Genomic DNA, 17,305 nt, shown 5'->3' with positions numbered 1-17,305 from the left:
ACTCCTTTTTAGTTTTGCTTACAAATGATTAGACCCAATCGATCGCTTCACCTGCGTGCTTCACGCATTCTTCTTTAACCATCTCAAACAGCTCCATGCCCGTCTTTGAACATGTCCACTTGTCGTCAACTAGCTTGAAGTGAAAGCCACCAGATTTAGACGCTAACCAGATTTCTTTCATTGGTTCTTGGCGGTTAATGATGATTTGGCTGCGGTTCTCAAACTCCAGCGTCATCACGTTACCAGTCACTTCGTAATCAATATCTGCCTCTGATTCATCGATAGCTTCTTCGATGTTTTGCATCTGTATATCGACCAGCTGATGAAATTCAGTCTCGTTCATCCTTTCTATCCTATTGCTTTTCCTGAGTGTGGTGCGATTATAGGGGGCATTGAGTTAATAATCACGATATGCAAAATGAAAAAATTAATTACTGCTCTATTTATGATGTCCGTTATTGGACTTTCTGGTTGTGGTCAAACGGGTCCTTTGTACGATCCTGATGAAGTTCAGCAAACCGAACAATCACAATAAGTGAAAACACGCAGAAATCGTTATTTATAAGGGATAAGAACTTTGGATTACTTCAACTATCAGGAAGATGGCCAGCTTTGGGCTGAGGACGTCGCACTTTCACAACTAGCAGAGCAATATGGTACACCGCTGTATGTATATTCTCGTGCAACATTAGAACGCCACTGGAATGCGTTTGATTCATCGGTTGGTGAGCATCCGCACTTGGTGTGTTATGCCGTTAAAGCTAACTCAAACCTTGGCGTGTTGAATACTTTGGCTCGTTTGGGCTCTGGCTTCGATATCGTTTCTGGCGGTGAGCTAGAGCGTGTGGTTGCTGCCGGTGGCGATCCAGCAAAAGTTGTATTCTCTGGTGTCGGTAAAACAGCCGCTGAAATGAAGCGTGCGCTTGAGTTGAACATTAAGTGTTTCAACGTAGAGTCTGAACCAGAACTAGAGCGACTGAATAAAGTAGCTGGTGAGCTTGGTGTTAAAGCGCCGATTTCACTGCGTATCAACCCAGACGTTGATGCGAACACTCACCCTTATATCTCTACTGGTCTGCGTGATAACAAGTTTGGTATCGCTTTCGACCGTGCTCCTGCTGTCTATGAGTTTGCAAAAACACTCGATAACTTGTCTATCCATGGTATTGATTGCCACATTGGTTCTCAGTTAACGGATATCGAACCTTTCATCGATGCAACCGATCGCCTACTTGCGCTGATCGACCAGCTACGTGCTAACGGTATCAACATCAAACACCTTGATGTCGGTGGCGGCTTGGGTGTGGTTTATCGTGATGAATTACCACCACAGCCTTCTGACTACGCGAAAGCTTTATTGGCTCGCTTAGACAATCATTCTGATCTAGAGCTGATTTTCGAGCCTGGAAGAGCGATTGCTGCTAACGCTGGTGTATTATTAACGAAAGTCGAGTTCCTCAAGCCAACAGAGCACAAGAACTTTGCCATCATCGATGCAGCAATGAACGATCTAATGCGCCCAGCACTTTACCAAGCTTGGCAGGATATTGTTCCTGTGAGCCCTCGTCAGGGTGAAACTGTGACTTACGATTTGGTTGGCCCAATCTGTGAGACAGGCGATTTCCTAGGTAAAGATCGTGACCTTGTTCTTGAAGAAGGTGATCTGCTAGCAGTTCGTTCAGCGGGTGCTTATGGCTTCGCGATGTCATCTAACTACAACACTCGTTCGCGTGCGGCTGAAGTGATGGTGGATGGCGATAAAACTCACTTGGTTCGTCAGCGTGAAGAGCTTACGAGTCTGTGGGAACTTGAAAACATTCTTCCGGAGTAATTTTAAGCGTTATGCACTTCCACTTTTCTAAAATGCATGGTTTGGGCAATGATTTCATGGTCGTGGACTGCATTACTCAAAATATTTTCTTTTCTCCAGATTTGATCCGTCGCTTGGCGGATCGTCACACTGGCGTGGGCTTTGATCAGTTACTTGTGGTTGAGGCTCCCTATGATCCAGAAACTGATTTCCATTACCGCATATTCAATGCGGATGGCAGTGAAGTGGAGCAGTGTGGCAATGGTGCACGTTGTTTTGCACGATTCGTTCGCATGAAAGGCTTGACGAATAAGTACAGCATCAACGTGAGTACCAAGAAAGGTAAAATGGTTCTCAAGATTGAAGAGAATGACCTGATCACGGTGAACATGGGCATTCCTGAGTTCGAACCCGGCAAGATTCCATTCAAGGCCAAGCAGCCAGAGAAGACGTATATCCTAAGAACGGATGTACACACCTTATTCTGTGGTGCGGTAAGCATGGGTAACCCACATGTGGTTACCGTGGTTGATGACGTCGACACGGCTGATGTGGACACCTTAGGCCCACTACTTGAATCACATGAACGTTTCCCTGAGCGTGTTAATGCTGGCTTTATGCAGGTCGTTAACCGTGAAGAAGTTCGTCTACGTGTTTACGAACGCGGCGCGGGTGAAACTCAGGCATGTGGCAGCGGAGCGTGTGGCGCAGTTGCAGTGGGTATCACTCAAGGCTTACTGGCTGAGAATGTGAAGGTTCGTCTACCAGGCGGTGACTTACACATTAGCTGGCAAGGCCCGGGTAAACCTCTGTTTATGACCGGCCCTGCAACGCATGTGTTTGATGGTCAACTTTCTTGCTAATAACGACCCAAAACAAATATATTCATAAAAATAAAGGATAGGTTTTGTCTTACGTTGAAGCCGACGCACTCACCGCAGAAGTGGTCGCGGAATATTTACGTGATAACCCAGATTTTTTCCAAGACCGAAAAGATTTGGTTGATCGCCTTGCTATCAATAACGTTGAGCAGGGCGCTGTTTCTCTGGTTGAGGTTCAGCTTAAACGCCAACGTCATCGAATCGAAGAGCTTGAAGAAGAGATCACTGACTTGATGTCGTTGGCAGCAAATAACGATAAAACCTTCTATGAGTTTATGGATCTGCAAGCGCAAGTGCTGAAATGCAGTGACTTCATGCAGGTGATAAAAGCCGTTGAACAAAAAGCGTTAGATCTTGGGCTTAAGGCTCATGTTCGTATTCTTTCGCAATCTGGCTTTTATCAGTTGAGTGCTGAGGGTTATTCGAAGTTTTCGCTTAACCATTTCAATGGCAAAGATGCTTATCTTGGACGCTTGAGAAAAGCCGACAGACACGATTTGTTTGGTGATTATCCAGTTCCAGAGCTAGGCTCTTATGTAGTACTACCGCTTGCTAAGCAGTCTCCATTGGGTTTGCTCGCCTTTTCTAGTGAAGATGGCGGACATTTCCAACCCCATATGGATACGCTCTTTTTACGCCATTTAGCACTTGTTGTCGCTCATTTGGCGGACACCTTACCTTGGCAGATAAATAATGAGCCTAGAGCCCAAAATACCTCTTCCTAACAGCCTTCAAAAGCCACTTTCTCGCTTCTATGAATATCTCCGAAGCGAGAAGGGACTCAGCCTACACACCCAACGTAATTACAAACAACAACTTGAAACCATGGCCGGTCATTTAGTCACTCTAGGGCTAAAGGATTGGGGTCAAGTCGATGCGGCGTGGGTCAGACAACTGGCCAGTAAAGGCATGCGTGAGGGAATGAAAGCGAGCAGCATTGCAACGCGCTTATCGTCACTGCGCAGCTTCTTTGATTTCCTTGTGTTGCGTGGCGAAATGACCGCCAATCCAGCCAAAGGTGTCTCTGCACCTCGCAAACAACGCCCTTTGCCTAAAAACCTCGATGTTGATGAAGTGGGTCAACTGCTTGATGTGAATGAGGACGATCCATTGTCGATTCGTGATCGAGCGATGATGGAGGTGATGTATGGTGCTGGATTACGACTGGCAGAACTGGTCGGCATCAATCTGAAAGATGTGTTGGGTCGACAAGGCGAAATCCGAGTGATTGGTAAAGGCGACAAAGAACGCAAAGCGCCTTTTTCTGGTTTAGCTAAAGAGTGGGTCGATAAATGGCTCAAAGTTCGTGGTGAATTGGCTTCACCGGGTGAAACCGCGCTGTTTGTCTCTAAGCTCGGGACTCGTATCTCTCACCGCAGCGTGCAAAAGCGCATGGAAGAGTGGGGCAAGAAGCAATCTGTCGCGAGCCACATCAGCCCGCATAAACTGCGTCACTCCTTTGCAACGCATGTGCTGGAATCGAGCCAAAATCTTCGTGCTGTGCAAGAGTTGCTTGGCCATGAAAACATCTCGACGACCCAAGTGTATACCCACTTAGATTTCCAACACTTAGCACAAGCTTATGATCAGGCTCACCCGAGAGCTCGTAAGAAGAATAAAGATTAGATTAAAGGGTTTACTATGCGAATTTATCGAGGGTTAAAGCCCATCAAAGCCATGACCTTTGACTTGGATGACACCCTGTATGACAACTGGCCTGTGATCATGAAGGTAGAAAAAGAGATGGCGCAGTGGCTTTACCAAAAGCACCCAGTGTCGGCTTCTTTATCGCTTGAAGAGTGGCAGGGCATTAAGCAGCAAGTCGCCTCTGAAAACCCAGCTTTAAAGCATGATGTTACTGTTTGGCGTGAAACACAGATTAAGAGTGGCTTACTGCAGTTGGGCTACTCTCAGCAGCAAGCTGAACAGGCGGCTCGTGAGGGGATAGAACATGCTTTGTGGTTGCGTAATCAAGTCGATGTCCCTCAAGAAACGCATCGAGTGATGACTGAACTTAGCCAACGTATTCCTCTGGTTGCGATTACCAATGGCAATGTCGATCCACACAAAATTGGCTTAGGGCTGTACTTTCAATTAATCCTTAAAGCCGGCCCTGATGGCAGAGCAAAACCCTATCCAGATATGTTTGAAAAAGCTCAGCAACACCTAGGTTGTGACGCTGAGAATATTCTTCATGTTGGCGATCACCTCAAAACGGATGTCTATGGAGCCAAGCAAAATGGCTTCCAAGCGTGCTGGTTTAATGACACTGGTTCCAATTTATACCGCTCCCCGAAGGCGAGTGTGCTCCCTGATGTTGAAATAGACCAACTTAGCGATCTTATGCGACTAATTTAATGGCTCGGTAAGCTTATTGTGTCGCATTTATGCTATTGAATTGTTACATTAGTCGCCTATAAAAGCCTGATTAGGCTAGGATAATTGGCGACTACTTTTTATCGATTCATTTCAGTCATAGCAGTGGTTGCGGGTTGTTACTTCACTCGATTTTGAACAAGGGTTGGCATGCAAACATTTACATTTCTCGCAAATACTGAGGCGTTATTTAGAGCTCAATTTGATCAGCGAGAATGGTGTGACAGCAAACAGTACCTTATTCAAATTTTCTCAGCTCAATCTTCAGATCTAGCTCGTCAAATCGCGGGTGTTGCCCTCAATCGTTTAAATAATGCGACGCTAATTGGCCAGAGTGCTCGTCATGTTATCTGTGATAATTGCCTTGAAAGTGCATGCACCTTAGTCATCATCAGTGAGTTCAACGAAACCCATCTAACCTCTGCGGTCCAGCCTTTTTCCGGCAATCCAAATCAAGACAGCCAAGACTTAGCTTTTCAGCTGCGCCTTACAGAAGAAACCAAAACGGTCATCAGCTTGTGCGATCAGGTTGAAGGGCGTGATTATCCTATTTATAGCGCTTTTGAAAATTTGCCTTACGCCTTGCCGATAGCTGGTGGACTGTGCCATGAGAATGAATTTGGCCGTTGGGTTATGTATAACGAGCAAACCTACCAGCACGCCTGTGTTGCTGTGGCTCTGACTAACCCAAGATTGAAGGTTTGGTCGGACGCGTACTCTGAGTGGAACCCGATTGGGATGAAGCTACGAGTCACACACGCAATCGGAAATCGCTTATACGCATTGAACGACAAGCCGGCTATTGAAGTATTCAAACATTACCTTGCGGATGGCAAAGACCTTCCTTTTAGTCAACTGATGAGCTTTCCACTTTATCGAGAACTTGGCAGAAAGAAGGGTATCTCGACGCCGCTACGTATTAATGATGATGGCAGTATTGAGTTTGATAGCCCTTGGCATGTCGGTGAAGAGGCGCAGTTTTGTTATAACCACCCATCGCTCACTGCAGAAAAGGTGCACCACGGTGCCGAGATGCTAGCCATGCATCAGCCTGAATCGGTGATCATTTATAACTGCGTATCTCGACTTGAATTTATCGACAGTAAACTTGAGCTCAAGCCATTTGAAGGGATAGTGAATACATGTGGTGCCTACTGCATGGGGGAGCTATACCGTAATGAAGACCGCCAAGAGATACTGCACCACAGCTTGACTTATATCGCTATGCGCGAGTCTGACGAGATTAAAGAGTTTCATTGCGAAGACTTTCAGTGTGGCTCAACCGTGTCGCCATTGCTTAACCTAGTCAGAAATGCAGTCGCTGATCTCGACAGTATGAATACTCAGATGGAAAAGAAACTCCATCAACAAGCGCGTCGCTTAACCGAAAGCTATCGCATTGACTCGCGTACTGGTTTGCCGAACCGTATCGTACTGAAAGAGCGCCTCAATACGATTCTGTTCAGTGAACATCTGCTGACCTTAAAGCTAACCAACTTCCATCAGGTTAACGAGAAGTATGGTTATCAAGTGGGGGATCAGCTGCTACTCGATCTGTCTAATCACTTTATCGAGCGATTACAGCTTCGTGTGGTTAAAGAGCCTCGCGTGAAGGTAGAGCTATTCAGTATTGGTGTTGGAGAGTGGGCGATTATCTTCAATGCTAGTGTTGGTAGTACGAAAATAAAAGAAGGTTTCGTTGAGTTCGCCGATGACATCGAACACATAAATTTTGAGCCATATGGTTTGGCTGATATTGATTACCTGTCAGTTTCTCTGTGTGGCGGCTTCGCTAGTCGTTGCGATTTCCTAACCGATAGTGGTGATGAGATCTTATTAAAAGCGATCGAAGCTCGACGTTATGGGGTCAGGAATAACACTCACATCACCAATGCTAAAGACATTCAGGTGAGTGAAGAAGATCGTAAAGAGCAACTCGGCTGGCTGAGCTGTGTAAGTCGTGCGATTTTAGATCAGAACATCATCACTTATTCCCAGCCAATTGTGGCGTCCGGTACTCACGAAATGATTGGCCAAGAGTGCTTGGTCAGAATCATGGAGTCAGACGGTACCATTGTGCCACCAGGTAAGTTCTTACCTATCATTGCCGACACGCACCTTTACACTCGCCTCAGCCGACACATGATTAAGAACACCATAGGTTATATGGCGGATAAGCAAAGCCCATTTTCTATCAACCTATCCCCGCAAGATTTGTTGAGCGACAAGACGCTTGAGGTGCTCGAGACCGCCATCAGTGCTATGAACGATCCCACTCGACTTGGCCTAGAGGTTCTCGAGTCTGAGCAGATTAAAGATTATGGTCGCATGATTGAGGTGTGTGATCACTTCCGTGCGCTCGGGGCGAGAATCATTGTTGATGACTTTGGCTCTGGTTACTCCAACATCGAGGAAATCATTAAGCTTGAGCCACAGATCATTAAGCTCGACGGTAGCTTGATTCGTAATATCGACAAAGATCAAAAACAAAGAAACATAGCCTCTCAGTTGATTCGTTTGTGCCAAGTGTTCAATGCCAAAACGGTCGCTGAATTTGTCCATAACCAACAGGTTTGTGAGATAGCAGAGCAAATGGGTGTCGATTATCTGCAGGGTTACTACTTCGGTGAGCCTAAGCGACTGTTTTAGCAGTTAAAGCTTCCCGCATTGTGTAACGACTGGCTATAAAAGTACTGCGCCGCCATTAATGACTGCTTTTTGGCGGAATGAATGATGTCTAACTAAGGTCACATTATTCATAACGCGATCGCAAGTATTCCGTGCAAGCCTTATCTACAATAAGCACAATAATAAATCATTAACGTAACGATTAATGTGAATATGCAGTCGACTTCTCTCCTGATACAAGACATTGAGCAAACCCAACGTGAATTGGAAAAGATAGATTTTCATCAACATGAAAGCCTACTGATTCAGGTGTTTTCGTCTTTCGAGAAAGGTTCTGTTTTGGCTGCCTGCCAAGTGATTCAATCGACTTTTCCCAATGCCAAATTGATTGGTTGCAGTGCTAACCACTACATTAGTCAAGGTGTCATCCTGCACCAAGGTCTTTATCTGATTGTTACCCGCTTTGACGCGACGTCTTACTCTTGTGGTGTTGTCGAATATAGCGAACAACCATTGCTCGATAGCCACGCTATGTGGCAACAGCTTGAGTGCAATGATAATACTCAAAGCATCATCTGTTTCGCAGACCGCTTGCAGATAAATAACCGAGATCTATTTTCAGCGTTTGAGCAGTCGATGTATTCATTACCGATCTGTGGCGGTGCATCGACCATCACAGATAATGGGCGATGGGTGATGTTAGACGGCATTTGCTATGAAAATGCCTATGTGATGTTGGCGCTGCACAGTGTTGAGCTCTCCATCGCTAAGGGTTACTACACTGAATGGAATCCGATTGGTCGAACTTTTCGAGTGACAGGTGCTCAAGAGAACCGGTTGTTGGAACTGGATGGGATGCCTGTTCGCGAACTCTACAATCGTTACCTCGCTGATGGCCTCGAAGTGCCTTTTGAGCAACTGCATAACTTTCCCTTGATGGTCGGTGACCCGAAAGAGCAAAACATTCACTTACCGCTCAAGGTAACGGAAAGTGGAGAGATAGAATTCAGCGGCCTGTTCCAAGTGGGCGATGAGGTCCGGTTTTGTTATGACCATCCATCACTGACCTTAGAGCAGATACGACTGGGCGTGCAGCAGATCGCCTCTCATAGGCCAGAACAGTTCTTCATTTATAACTGTACATCTCGTATCGACTTTATTGATGGCAACCAAGAGGTTGAGGTTTTCCAAAAATTGGCCGACAGCTATGGCGTTTACTGCATGGGAGAACTTTATCAAGAGAATGGCCAACAGCGAATCTTGCACCATAGCCTCACTTATCTTGCGCTTAGAGAAGGCGAGGGTAAGGCAGTATTGCCATTAGAGACGCAACCCGCGACCAACATATCCCCTCTGTTTTCATTGATCCGAAATGCACTGCTTGATGTCGATGACATGAACAACAGCATGGCGAGTAAGATTCAGCAGCAAGCCACTGCATTGACGGCAAGCTATCGAATTGATCACCGTACAGGTTTACCCAATCGAAGTGTGCTGCGTGAGAAACTGTCGAAGATGAGCAGTGATAGCCACTTACTAGCTTTGAAGGTCACGACCTTTGGTCAGATCAATGAGAAGTATGGTTATCGAGTAGGTGACAAGCTTCTGCATGATTTGAGTGAGTACTTTCAAAAGGCGCTGTGGCAGTTCTTTGATGAGGGCTGTCAGCTCTACAGTATCGGTATTGGTGAGTGGGCGGTGGTGTTTGATAGTTGGGCGAGCCAAGAACATATTCATCAGCGATTCTCGGAATTTGCCGATCAAACCGAGCATGTGAATTTTGAGCCTACCGGTTTACCCGATATTGATTACTTGTCGGTGTCTATCTGTGCGGGTATCGCCAGCCGTCGAGATTTCCCGACTACCTCTATTGATGACTTATTGTTGAAGGCGATTGATGCGAGGCGCAGCGCTGTCAGCCAGAACAAGCACCTAGTGAGCGCCAAGGCACTCATTCAATTGGAGAAGCATCGCCAAGAGCAACTTGGTTGGCTGTCGTGCGTGAGTCGCGCGGTGCTTAATCAGAATATTGTGGCGTGCTCTCAGCCCATAGTTTCAGCACACAGTCATCAGGTAGAGAGCTACGAGTGTTTGGTTCGAATTGAAGAGGACGGCCAGTTAATTGCACCGGGTAAGTTCTTGCCAATCATTGAAGGAACCCATCTCTATACACGCCTCAGTCGTCAGATGATAACGCGCACCTTCGATTTTATGAGTCAGCGAACCGATTCGTTCTCAATTAATTTAGCGCCACAAGATTTCAGCAATGAGAAAACCATTCTTCACCTTGAACAAGCGATCAAGAAAATCAGTCACCCACAGCGTATTGGCTTGGAGGTGTTAGAAACGGAACAAATTCAGGATTACGGTCGCTTGATTGAGGTGTGTAATCACTTCCGCGATCTTGGTGTGAATATTATTGTTGATGACTTTGGTTCGGGCTATTCGAACATTGATGAGATATTGAAGCTAGAACCACAGGTGATCAAGCTTGATGGCAGTTTGATTCGCAATATTGATAAAGATAAAAAGCAGCGCAAGATCGCTCAGCAGTTGGTGAGCTTATGCCAGATTCTGAATGCTAAGACGGTGGCGGAGTTCGTTCATAATGAGCAGGTGTGCCGTATTGCTGAAGACATGGGGGTCGATTACTTGCAAGGGTATTACTTTGGTCAACCTCAGCGTTTGTTTTGATGGAGCGAGCGTTTCACGTGAAACACTGGTTGGCTCAATAACGAAAATACGATGTAACAAGGGTGAGCTTATGGCTCACCCTTTTTGTTTTTAGTGTCTGTCTCGTCCTGAAATGTGTTTTTACCTTCCCGCGCGCCTGCTTGGTCTATTTGAGGGCGTGGCCACACTTGTCGGCGTGGAACACTTTTAGATAATGCTGGTAGTAGTCATCAATGAGCTTGGCAGATTCACTTTCACCTAAAGATTTGAGTAACTCAATACCCACTTCACAAGTACACAAGTGGCCACTGTCTTGGTTGCGGCGCAAGGTGTATGAAGATTCGCTGGTAATATCGAGGTGAACTTGCGGAACGGCTTGTAACCACGAGCTCTTGTTAAGCATCTTCTTCGCTTCTTGCCATGTGCCATCCAAGATGATGAATAGCGGCTTACGGCTCTGGGCTTGGGTCATTACAGCTTGCTGGCACTCGACACTTTGATCACTTGGGAATAAAAGAAACGGTTGTCGTGTTTCATCGTCAAGCAGTGCGATGAGCTCCGCTGGTGGTGTTTTCCTTTGCCATACAATGGACTGACACTGATCAAGGGATTGCTGAAGCAGCTTCCCTGTATTGGTATCGCGTGACAGTTCATTCTCATGAGTGAGCAGTACAAGATCGATTTGGCTTGCGACACTAGGTATCAGGTGACAAATACATTGGTGAGTGAAGCTACAACCATGGCAAGCTTGTTGGTTACTCATGTTTACAACTTAACTCCACTTTGTGCGGGTGAGATACCATCAGCAAACAAAACCACGTCGCTGATATCAGCATCATCTGCAACTGGAGCGACACTTGGGTTTAGCGGGTAGCTGACACCAGAGTATGAAAGTGTGTGTTTCGCCGGTGTTGCACCGCCGCCACTGACATTGAAGATCAGATCCTGCCAGCCGTGGTTTTGCGATTTACCTAAGCGTATGTCGCCCTTAACCAGTGTCACTCGGCTATTGAAGCGCCAGTTATCTTGATGGTTTTCGAAAATTAGCAGTGTACAGCCACCAGAACCACACCAATCGAGTTGGGCGAACAGCTCTTCTTTACCGTCGCCGTTGAGGTCGTAGGTTAACCAGCGGTATTTAGTGTCGTCAGGTGAGCTGTTGTTGATCTTAAAGTATTCGCGGATCGCTTGGTCGACTTTTGGATCAAGTTGATCGCTGGAGTTCACCTGCTTTGCGGTTAGATCAACGTTAGTGGTGGTGTTTACTTGTGCTTGCGCACTCTTAGCTTCGAATAGCACCAGACCGCCATTGGCAATCGGATACACCACGTTGCCCACTTTCTCTTTTTCAGCGATTAGCTTGCCATTATCGAGTGTGAAGATGCGCTCGGAGATCAAATATTGTTGCTGGTGGCGAGTCATAACCACTTGTACCTGATTTTGGTTCAGTTGCTGCCAGAAGCCTTGTTCAACAATAGAAGGGTCTCCATTGCTGTATGAATAAGTCGTGATAGCACTGTGGTCATTGTTGAGTTCAAGGTTGATAGAGAACCCTGAGTTTTGCGTTGAGCTAGCGAAGTAGAGTCCGCTCCAGTCCAGAGTTGGATCTTGGTTAGATACTGTTGCACAACCGTTGTATTTGTTGTCATTAAGGTTGAGTTTCGCTTCCCAGCCATAGATCGAATCGCTCATGCCGTCGCTGCAACTCTCTTTTGTAAGGTTGAGTTTGCCTTGCGCTGCTTTACCTTCTAATTGGTAATCACGACTGCTTGGTGTGGTGCGGCTTGATTCAATATCGAGGAACTGTGGCTGTTCGCCCATCTTAGTGTATTTGAGCTGGTCTTTATCGAAGCTTGCTGACCAGAAAGGTTCATTGCCGAATACACGTGTTGAACGCAAGGGTTGCTCACAACGATCAGGGTTTTCTGCGGTTAGGATGTTCACTTGGTCAACCACGAAACGCGCTGTGAAATCTGCGTTATAACCCGTTTGGCTCGGCACGGTTAGGTGACCAATCAGCTCGCCATATAAGGCTTGGTAAGGTCTCGTTGAGAGCCCTTGTGCTTCTAACGCTAACTCTGGAGATAAGTCTAACCAGTATTGTTGTTGGCTACCGCAAGGAGTGAAGGTTCGGCTTTCATGGCCAACCACCACCTGACCACGCATGATGAAGGTTTGCGGTTGAATGCTCAGTGGCTCATCCAAGTTTGCTGGGGGCTGTTCAGGTTGTTGCGGCGTATCAGGTGCCGTAACACAGCCTTGTAGAGCGAACGCGACTAGCCATGTCACTGGGTTTTTCATTACCTTCATGTTATATCTTCCTCGGAGCAACCGTTAATTGGATTTATTATGGCATATTGGTTATTTAAAACAGAACCCGACACCTTCTCTATTCAGACTCTTAGAGTACAAAAAACCTCTTGTTGGGAGGGTGTACGCAACTATCAGGCTCGAAACATGATGCGTGATGACGTCAAGCTTGGCGATCTGGTGATGATATACCACTCATCATGTAAAAAAGTTGGCGTAGCGGGGATCGCTAAAGTAACCAGAGAAGCCTACCCAGACCACTTTCAGTTCGACCCTGAGAGTGATTACTACGATCCTAAGTCTTCACCCGATAACCCACGCTGGATCATGGTGGATGTCGAGTTTGTGCGATTGACTGAGCGCTTGATTCCTTTGGTTACGCTTAAAGCCATGCCTGAACTCTCCGAAATGCCCTTGGTGAAACGCGGTAATCGCTTATCGATCATGCCGGTTACCGAACAAGAGTGGCAGGCAATCTTAAGCAAAGAAGTGTTAGGTTCTCGATAGCGTTAGAGAGAGCTTTTTACGTAAGGTTCAAAAAAGGCAGCCAGTTGGCTGCCTTTTTATTTATTCAGATCTGTTCAACGAGCGAGATTAGAGCAGATGCTTTTCTAGGTAGTGAGCAACGGCATCGTCTGCGTTACTGCCAATCACTTCATTGTCAGGTAGTGCTTTCATCACTTTCTCATGTGATGTACCCATGATTAGACCTTTACCCGCCATAGCCAGCATTTCAGCGTCGTTCATGCCATCACCAAAGGCAACACAGTTATCCAGAGTCAGGTTTAGTGATTTTGCAACAGCGTCTAGAGCGTGGCCTTTAGAGACTTCAGCTGCCATCACTTCCAGACACCAAGGTGTAGAGAAGGCGATGTTCAGTTTGTCGCCAAAAGCATCTCTTAGCTTTTGTTCAAACGTGACGAGATATTCGTGGTCTTGTTCTGGATGTGTGAAGAAGACTTTCGCGATGCCTTCGCTTGGTGCGTTTTCAGCTTCAAAGCGCTTGTAGCTAAAGCCAGACTCACTGTGGAATTTAGCCAAAATTTCATCTTCACGGTCTAGTAACCAATCTTCATTCTGGTACATGTGAATAAAGAGGTTTGGATCTTGGCGCACAATATCAATAACTGGCTGAACGAGTTCCTGAGGTACGTTCTGGCTATACATCAGTTGATCGTTTTGGTCATGCACGCGTGCACCGTTTGAAGTGATCATGTACGCCGGAATACCTGCTATCTGACGAATACCCGCCACATCGACGTGGTGACGACCCGTAGCGAAGATGAAGGTATAACCTTGGTCGTGTAATTTCTTAAGCGTTAGCTTGGTAAAGTCGCTTAGCTGATGGTTGGGAGCCAAAAGCGTACCATCTAAATCAGAAGCAACAATTTTCACGGAATCTTTTAGTGCAGGAATACTCATTTAACCCTCATTGCAAAATGCTTAACCAATATTGACGCTAGCCAGCGCTAGAATCGTTTTAACTACAATATCTCTAGGTAGAAATTGTATGCCAAATTCATGCAAGAAAAGAGGGCAAAGCTCACTTACTTCTCTTCCTCTTTAGCGCTTATTTTCTTGGTAGGTTGCTTAGCCTATTAGCTCTAGGCGAAAAACTGATTGATTGCATCCAGTGTTTGATTGCGATATTCATCCTGCTCAAACAACACCTCATGCCTAGAACCCTCAATCAACTTAAACTGACAATCAGAGTTGGTTTTCTTCAGCTTAGAGATGAACTTTACTTGAGCACTGTTACTGACAATCTTTTCATCCCCAGCTTGAATCAATAGCAGAGGGATCTTGATTTGACGAGTTTGTTGAATTGCTTGCTTGGCGGCCATTAACCCTTGCCACACCCAACGCGTGCTTGGTCCACCCACCTGCAAAGATGGAGACTCGTCATATAAGCGACGGAACCACTGATAGCGAACCTTACTGTGGCTCAGTAAGTTGTTTTCAAAAGGCTTCGAATAATATGCTTGCTGGCCCGGCGCGTAAGTTGGCTTGGCATAAAAAGCGGTAAGCACTTGTCCAACGATCATCGCGATAGGTTTCAGGTACCACTCGGTATTGATACCAAACATCGGAGCGCACAGAGTCACCTTATCAAACGGGTGGTCTGGATGGGTTTGTAGGTAGCGAGTGGCTATGGTGCTGCCCATTGAGTGTGCGAGCAGGTAGCGATTGGAATACTTACTGAGATCAAAACTGGCAATGACGTCAGACATGTCAGATTCATAATCATCAAACTCATGAATGTGACCAATGTCAGAGTCTGTTACCATACGTTCAGACTGGCCTTGACCTTGGTGGTCAAATGAATAAACGTCATAGCCTTGTTGATAAAAATCATAAAAGATTTCTTGGTATTTTTGGCAGCATTCGATACGGCCATTTGAAATCACAATAGCTTTGCTGTGCTTTTCTGAGGTGAGGCTGCACCAGTACAGTTTCTTTTTACCAGACGATGTTAAAAACCCCTCTTTTCTTTGTTGCCAAAGAGCGTTGATCGGGTGTTTAATCGCATGATCGAACTGAGGTTCTTGAGTGTAAGGGAAGGTGGCTTCGCTGTGGTTTTCCATGGGAAATTACCTGAACTGATGCGTGTGAGAGCTTTATTGCTACTAATGTTGTTAGATTAAAGAACTAGTAAGGAAATGCAAATGGATACTCATGTTTGGCTTGCTTATGTTGTCACAGCGATTTTGTTTAGCTTGGCTCCGGGCTCGGGTACCGTTAACTCAATCAGTAATGGGCTTAGCTATGGCACTAAAAAGTCACTCGCATCAATTGTTGGCTTACAGCTTGGTCTTGCGTTTCACATTATGCTGGTGGGCGCGGGTATCGGTGCACTCGTTGCTAAGTCTGCGTTGGCGTTCACCATCATTAAGTGGGTCGGCGTGGTGTACTTACTTTGGTTAGGTATTCAAAAGTGGCGTGATAGCTCGAGCCTAGTAGCATCTGAAGAAAGCTCTACTCTGTCGAGTGGCAAACTGCTGAGAAACGCTGTGCTTATCAACCTAACTAACCCGAAATCAATCGTGTTTTTGGTGGCTTTGTTTCCTCAGTTTATTGACCCTACACAACCTCAAGCACCTCAGTTATTAGTGCTAGGTGTGACGACAGTATTCATTGATAGCGTTGTTATGTTGGGTTACACCTCATTAGCGTCACAAATGGGACGTTTTATTCGCTCTGATCGCATAATGGGTAAGATAAATAAAATATTTGGTGGTATGTTCATGGGCTGCGGTGCTTTGCTAGCTGCCGCGAAAGCTTAGATTAAGCGACTGAGTTATAGTTAAACCAATCAGAGTTATCAAGAAATGACCGCTACATACGTTGCTCGACAACCTATCTTAAATCGCAAGAGGAATACACTCGGCTATGAGTTGTTATTTCGCGATGGAGAAAAGAATGCATACCCAGCGCATATTGAGTCTAATCGAGCAACGTATCGTCTGATTGTTGAGAACTTCTTGTCTGTTGGTCTTAACCCTTCTATTCCATCTTCACGCTGCTTTATCAACTTCCCTTATCAAAGTTTGATTCGTCGACTGCCCTTAAGTTTGCCGAAAGATAAGGTGGTGGTAGAGATTCTGGAAACCTGTAAACCAACAGATGAATTGTTGGAAGCGGTTAAAGACCTTTACCAAGCGGGTTACATGATTGCCCTAGATGATTTTACTTCGACCCCAGAATGGGAACGTTTCCTTAAATACACGCATATCGTAAAGCTCGATATTATGCAGATGGGTTTGGATGAAGCGTGTGATTTGGTTAGGGCGCATCAAGGGAAAAAGTTTAGCTTTTTGGCGGAGCGCGTTGAGACCGAACAAGAATTCCAGCAAGCCAAAGAGGCTGGCTTTAAGTTTTTCCAAGGTTACTTTTTCAATAAACCGGAAATCATCAAGAGTAAATACATTAGCCCTGAGCAAGTGATTGCTATGGAGCTGTTTCAAGAAGTGTGTAAGCCCGATGTGGACTTTCAACGGGTGGAGAGCATTGTCGCGAAAGATGTGGCGCTCTCATATAAGCTGCTGCGTTTTGTGAATACTATGTCGCCGCGCCTTGAAGTTACCATCTCTTCTTTTCGTCAGGCTTTGGTATATCTAGGTCAAGAGAAACTGAAAATGTTTGTCTCGTTAGCCGTCGCCTCTTATGTGTCCGATAAAAAGCCTAAAGAGCTGTATGGATTGTCTCTACAGCGTGCTCAGTTTTGTCAGCGTATGTCTCGCTATCAGGCATTTGAAGGGTATAGAGAACAGGCCTTTATGATTGGCTTATTCTCCTTGTTGGATGCTCTGTTGGACTTGTCGTTAGATAACTTAGTCGAGCAGTTGCCGCTGTGTAAAAGTATCAAGGTTGCTCTATTACGTAGAGAAGGGCCATATGGTACCTTGCTCGCACTTGAAGAGAGCTTTGAGCATGCCGATTGGCAACAGATTGATGAGCACTGCGCCGATTTAGGATTAAGCGTGGATCAGGTTAAAACGGAGCTTACTGAAGCGCGCCGTTGGAGCCATACCGTGACCAACAAGCTCTGATATTTCTTCGTTAAACTTTTATGACAATTGAAACGCACGCCTTGACGTGCGTTTTTTTATATCTAAGATATGTGCAT

At 45.8% G+C, this 17,305-nt stretch carries 16 protein-coding genes; 11 read left to right on the top strand and 5 right to left on the bottom strand.

The genetic code is table 11. From position 1 onward, the window contains the following. Nucleotides 1–28: 28 nt before the first annotated feature. Nucleotides 29–343: an iron donor protein CyaY gene (gene cyaY, locus AB4375_RS15950; RefSeq protein ID WP_017061010.1), complete on the bottom strand. Its 315-nt coding sequence runs from the start codon at nt 341–343 to the stop codon at nt 29–31. Nucleotides 344–418: 75 nt separating this feature from the next. Between cyaY and lptM the strand changes: the two genes are divergently transcribed. The 8 genes from lptM (at nt 419) to AB4375_RS15910 (ending at nt 10,389) form a co-directional block, all read left to right on the top strand. After that, nucleotides 419–535 carry an LPS translocon maturation chaperone LptM gene (lptM, locus tag AB4375_RS21680; RefSeq protein WP_017068592.1) on the top strand — a complete coding sequence of 39 codons (117 nt, stop codon included), beginning with the start codon at nt 419–421 and terminating at the stop codon, nt 533–535. Nucleotides 536–577: 42 nt separating this feature from the next. Next, nucleotides 578–1,831: a diaminopimelate decarboxylase gene (lysA, locus tag AB4375_RS15940; protein ID WP_017066756.1), complete on the top strand. Its 1,254-nt coding sequence runs from the start codon at nt 578–580 to the stop codon at nt 1,829–1,831. 11 nt (nt 1,832–1,842) lie between these two features. Then, nucleotides 1,843–2,673: a diaminopimelate epimerase gene (gene dapF / locus AB4375_RS15935; protein ID WP_017061013.1), complete on the top strand. Its 831-nt coding sequence runs from the start codon at nt 1,843–1,845 to the stop codon at nt 2,671–2,673. 44 nt (nt 2,674–2,717) lie between these two features. After that, the gene (locus AB4375_RS15930) at nt 2,718–3,416 is read left to right on the top strand and encodes a DUF484 family protein (RefSeq protein ID WP_372051985.1); all 699 of its coding nucleotides are present in this window, start codon (nt 2,718–2,720) and stop codon (nt 3,414–3,416) included. Continuing rightward, nucleotides 3,385–4,317 (top strand): tyrosine recombinase XerC, encoded by a 933-nt coding sequence (xerC, locus tag AB4375_RS15925; protein WP_017061015.1) that lies wholly within the window; start codon nt 3,385–3,387, stop codon nt 4,315–4,317. Before AB4375_RS15930 ends, xerC begins: the two co-directional genes overlap by 32 nt. Before the next feature lie 15 nt (nt 4,318–4,332). Beyond that, nucleotides 4,333–5,049 carry a 5-amino-6-(5-phospho-D-ribitylamino)uracil phosphatase YigB gene (yigB, locus tag AB4375_RS15920; protein ID WP_372051984.1) on the top strand — a complete coding sequence of 239 codons (717 nt, stop codon included), beginning with the start codon at nt 4,333–4,335 and terminating at the stop codon, nt 5,047–5,049. A gap of 168 nt (nt 5,050–5,217) precedes the next feature. Next, entirely contained in the window at nt 5,218–7,716 is a 2,499-nt protein-coding gene (locus AB4375_RS15915) for an EAL domain-containing protein (RefSeq protein WP_372051983.1), read from the top strand. Between the two features lie 192 nt (nt 7,717–7,908). Further along, a complete protein-coding gene (locus AB4375_RS15910; protein ID WP_017063759.1) occupies nt 7,909–10,389 on the top strand; it encodes an EAL domain-containing protein in 2,481 nt (826 codons plus the stop codon). Nucleotides 10,390–10,534: 145 nt separating this feature from the next. Here the strand turns inward: AB4375_RS15910 and AB4375_RS15905 are convergent, their stop codons facing one another. Both AB4375_RS15905 and AB4375_RS15900 read right to left on the bottom strand, forming a co-directional pair. Then, the gene (locus tag AB4375_RS15905) at nt 10,535–11,131 is read right to left on the bottom strand and encodes a tRNA-uridine aminocarboxypropyltransferase (RefSeq protein ID WP_017061019.1); all 597 of its coding nucleotides are present in this window, start codon (nt 11,129–11,131) and stop codon (nt 10,535–10,537) included. A gap of 2 nt (nt 11,132–11,133) precedes the next feature. Further along, complete coding sequence (locus AB4375_RS15900) at nt 11,134–12,678, bottom strand: COG3650 family protein (protein WP_372051981.1); 1,545 nt, start codon at nt 12,676–12,678, stop codon at nt 11,134–11,136. Nucleotides 12,679–12,717: 39 nt separating this feature from the next. Between AB4375_RS15900 and AB4375_RS15895 the strand changes: the two genes are divergently transcribed. Next, on the top strand, nt 12,718–13,185 hold the full coding sequence (locus AB4375_RS15895; protein WP_372051979.1) for an EVE domain-containing protein: 468 nt from the start codon (nt 12,718–12,720) through the stop codon (nt 13,183–13,185). Nucleotides 13,186–13,272: 87 nt separating this feature from the next. Here the strand turns inward: AB4375_RS15895 and AB4375_RS15890 are convergent, their stop codons facing one another. Then, nucleotides 13,273–14,100 (bottom strand): Cof-type HAD-IIB family hydrolase, encoded by an 828-nt coding sequence (locus tag AB4375_RS15890; RefSeq protein ID WP_372051978.1) that lies wholly within the window; start codon nt 14,098–14,100, stop codon nt 13,273–13,275. Nucleotides 14,101–14,282: 182 nt separating this feature from the next. Beyond that, nucleotides 14,283–15,263 (bottom strand): alpha/beta fold hydrolase, encoded by a 981-nt coding sequence (locus AB4375_RS15885; RefSeq protein ID WP_017061023.1) that lies wholly within the window; start codon nt 15,261–15,263, stop codon nt 14,283–14,285. An 81-nt stretch (nt 15,264–15,344) separates the two neighbouring features. Between AB4375_RS15885 and rhtB the strand changes: the two genes are divergently transcribed. Then, nucleotides 15,345–15,962, top strand: a complete 618-nt coding sequence (gene rhtB / locus AB4375_RS15880) for a homoserine/homoserine lactone efflux protein (protein ID WP_017061024.1) — start codon at nt 15,345–15,347, stop codon at nt 15,960–15,962. A gap of 45 nt (nt 15,963–16,007) precedes the next feature. Beyond that, nucleotides 16,008–17,228, top strand: a complete 1,221-nt coding sequence (locus AB4375_RS15875; protein ID WP_017061025.1) for an EAL and HDOD domain-containing protein — start codon at nt 16,008–16,010, stop codon at nt 17,226–17,228. Nucleotides 17,229–17,305 lie beyond the last annotated feature (77 nt).

The organism is Vibrio sp. 10N.261.51.C6, assembly GCF_041471785.1.
GTDB lineage: Bacteria > Pseudomonadota > Gammaproteobacteria > Enterobacterales > Vibrionaceae > Vibrio > Vibrio crassostreae_C.
This window is presented reverse-complemented; position numbering and strand designations above follow the sequence as displayed.